Source organism: Mycobacterium sp. (assembly GCF_049673265.1).
GTDB lineage: Bacteria > Actinomycetota > Actinomycetes > Mycobacteriales > Mycobacteriaceae > Mycobacterium.
Genome location: NZ_JBATXN010000081.1, coordinates 1 through 3,178, shown reverse-complemented (window position 1 = coordinate 3,178; position 3,178 = coordinate 1). Strand labels below are relative to the sequence as shown.

Annotated in this window: 2 protein-coding genes; both read right to left on the bottom strand. The window is 65.4% G+C overall.

What is annotated here, in order from left to right; translation table 11 throughout:
* Window positions 1–147 precede the first annotated feature (147 nt).
* Window positions 148–2,442, bottom strand: a complete 2,295-nt coding sequence (gene purL / locus WBF82_RS02890; RefSeq protein WP_424381596.1) for a phosphoribosylformylglycinamidine synthase subunit PurL — start codon at window positions 2,440–2,442, stop codon at window positions 148–150.
* A 66-nt stretch (window positions 2,443–2,508) separates the two neighbouring features.
* On the bottom strand, window positions 2,509–3,178 hold a 670-nt coding region (locus WBF82_RS02885; protein WP_424381595.1), incomplete at its 5' end, for an RNA-guided endonuclease InsQ/TnpB family protein.

The window sequence follows — 3,178 nt, the reverse complement described above, 5'->3', positions numbered from 1 at the left end:
GACCCTGGAAGACCCAGTCCCGCGGCAGCAGCGACGGCGTCAAAGACAGACAGAAGAACAACGCGCCGAACGCGATCCCGACGAACTTCAGCCGCAGCAGGCTCCACGCCCACACCACCAACGGATGACGTTGGCGAGGTTCGACAGTCATCGAAGCAGTGCGGCCAGCACTCCTTCAGATGTGCTGCGCAGCTCTGCCAGGGACACGGTGAACAGACCCTGAACCTCCACCGCGTCCGAACCTTGGTCGACGACACCTATGCGAGTGGCCGGCAGGCCACGCGCCTCGCACATCGCGCGGAAGCGACTCTCCTCAGTGCGCGGCACGGCTACCAGCACCCGGCCCGCCGACTCGGAGAACAACATGACAAACGGATCTTCATCCTCCGGAAGCACAATGCGACAACCAGTTTCACCTGCGAGGGCCGACTCCACCACGGCCTGCGCCAGGCCGCCTTCGGACAGGTCGTGGGCTGCAGACACCAATCCGTCTCGGGACGCCGCGCTAAGTACATCGGCAAGGAGTCGCTCGCGGGCCAGGTCAACCGCGGGCGGCAGTCCGCCCAGATGGTCGGCAGTCACCTGCGCCCAGACTGATCCGTCGAATTCGTCGCGGGTGTCGCCCAGCAGCATCAGTGTCTCGCCCGGCTCGGTACCCATCGCCGTTGGAATGCGCCGGGCGACGTCATCGATCACGCCCAGTACGCCGACCACCGGGGTAGGCAGTATCGCGGTCGACCCCGTTTGGTTGTAGAAGCTGACGTTGCCGCCGGTCACTGGAATGCCCAGGGCCGCACAGCCATCCGCCAAACCGCGTACCGCCTGGGCGAACTGCCACATCACCCCGGGGTCTTCCGGTGAGCCGAAGTTGAGGCAGTTCGTCACCGCCACCGGGGTGGCCCCGGTGACGGCGACGTTGCGATAAGCCTCGGCCAGCGCGAGCTGGGCGCCGGTGTAGGGGTCCAGCAGCGTGTAACGCCCCGACGCGTCGGTGGACAGCGCGATGCCCCGGCCGGTGGACTCGTCGACGCGTAGCACTCCGCCGTCGGCGTGTTCGGCCAACACGGTGTTCCCGCGCACATAGCGGTCGTACTGCTCGGTGATGAAGGCACGACTGCATAGATGTGGACTACCAAGCAGCGCAAGCAAGGTCGCGCGTAGCTCATCGCCAGTGACTGGTCGGGGCAGGCTGCTGGCCCGGTCGGCGTTCAACGCGTCCTGCGAGTCAGGCCGAGCCACCGGGCGCTGATACACCGGTCCCTCGTGGGCCACGGTCCGTGGCGGTACGTCCACGACCGTCTCGCCATGCCAGGTAATTCGCAACCGGTCGCCGTCGGTGACCTCGCCGACCGTGGTGGCCAGTACTTCCCATTTGCGGCACACCGCCATGAACGCGTCCACGTTCTCGGGTGCGACGACGGCGCACATCCGCTCCTGCGACTCGCTGCAGAGTACTTCGGCCGGGGTCATGTTCTTGGTACGCAGCGGGACGGTGTCCAATTCGACCAGCATGCCGCCGTCGCCAGCAGAGGCTAATTCCGAAGTCGCACAAGCTATCCCAGCACCACCGAGATCCTGGATGCCGATCACCAGACCAGCCGCATACAACTCCAGGCAGCACTCGATGAGCACCTTCTCCATGAACGGGTCGCCGACCTGAACCGACGGAAGCTTTTTGCGGCCCGACCCCGACTCGTCGCCGCCAAAGGTCTCCGATGCCAGCACTGACACGCCGCCGATGCCGTCGAGCCCGGTGCGGGCACCGAACAGGATGATCTTGTTGCCTGCGCCGGACGCGAACGCCAGATGCAGGTCCTCTTGGCGGAGTACCCCCACACACAGCGCATTGACCAACGGGTTGCCTGCGTAGCAGGCGTCGAACAAGGTTTCGCCGCCGATGTTGGGCAAGCCCAGCGAGTTGCCGTAGCCGCCGATGCCACGCACCACACCGTCGAGCACGCGTCGGGTGTCCGGGGCATCCGCAGCGCCGAATCGCAGCTGGTCCATCACCGCCACCGGTCGAGCGCCCATCGCCATGATGTCGCGGACGATGCCGCCGACGCCGGTGGCCGCACCCTGGTACGGCTCGACGTAGGACGGGTGGTTGTGCGATTCCACCTTGAAGGTGACCGCCCAGCCGTCGCCGATGTCGACCACGCCGGCGTTCTCCCCGATGCCGGCCAGCATGCCGGCCCGCATCTCCTCCGTGGTGGTCTCACCGAAGTACCGCAGGTGGACCTTGGACGACTTGTAGGAACAGTGCTCGCTCCACATCACCGAATACATCGCCAGCTCGGCGTCGGTGGGGCGGCGTCCCAGGATGTCGCGGATCCGCTGATATTCGTCGTCTTTGAGACCCAGTTCGCGGAACGGTTGCGGCTGATCAGGGGTGGCCGCGGCCTGCTCGACGGTATCGACCGCGTGAGTAAGCCCGGACGTCACGGAGACAGTCTAAAGCGTGTCGAACTGCAATGATGTTCGGCACAGCCCTTCTCGGGCGTCGTCGGTTCAGGCCGCGGGTACGGTGTGAACGTCGGTTCCCGCGTCATCCGGGCTGGTTTCACCGGCACGCGAAGGGTGCTGGTCAGCGCCGTCCCGTCGGCGGGCATTGTTGGCCCGGCCCCGCTGCTTGGGGGTCCGGGGATCGAGGTGAAGATCATCATGATGGGTCTGGCCCCAGCGGGCCAGATTCACCGCTGCATTGGTATCGCGATCCGCGGAATGCCCACAGCCGCAGGTGAATACCCGATCATCGAGCGTCATATCGGCGCGGATGGCTCCGCATGACGGGCACAGCCGACTCGACGGGTACCAGCGATTAGCGGCGACGAGCTGGCCGCCTCGCCAGGCCTGCTTGTAACCGAGCAGTCTCGCGAACTCGGCCCAGCCGGCATCGGAGATAGCTCGGGCGACATGGTGGTTGCGCAGCATTCCGGACACGTTGAGGTCTTCGATGACGAGCCGATCGTGGGTCTTAACCAACTCGTTGGATACCTGGTGTAGGAAATGGCGGCGGACGTTGGCGACGTAATTGTGGTGCCGGCCTAGCTTGGCGGCGGCCTGGCGGCGGTTGGCAGATCCTTTCTTCGTGTGGGATAGCTTTTTGGCGAGGTGACGCTGCTGTTTCATACCCGCAGCGAGGGCTTTGGGCGCATTGGTGATCCGGACGACTTCGTCG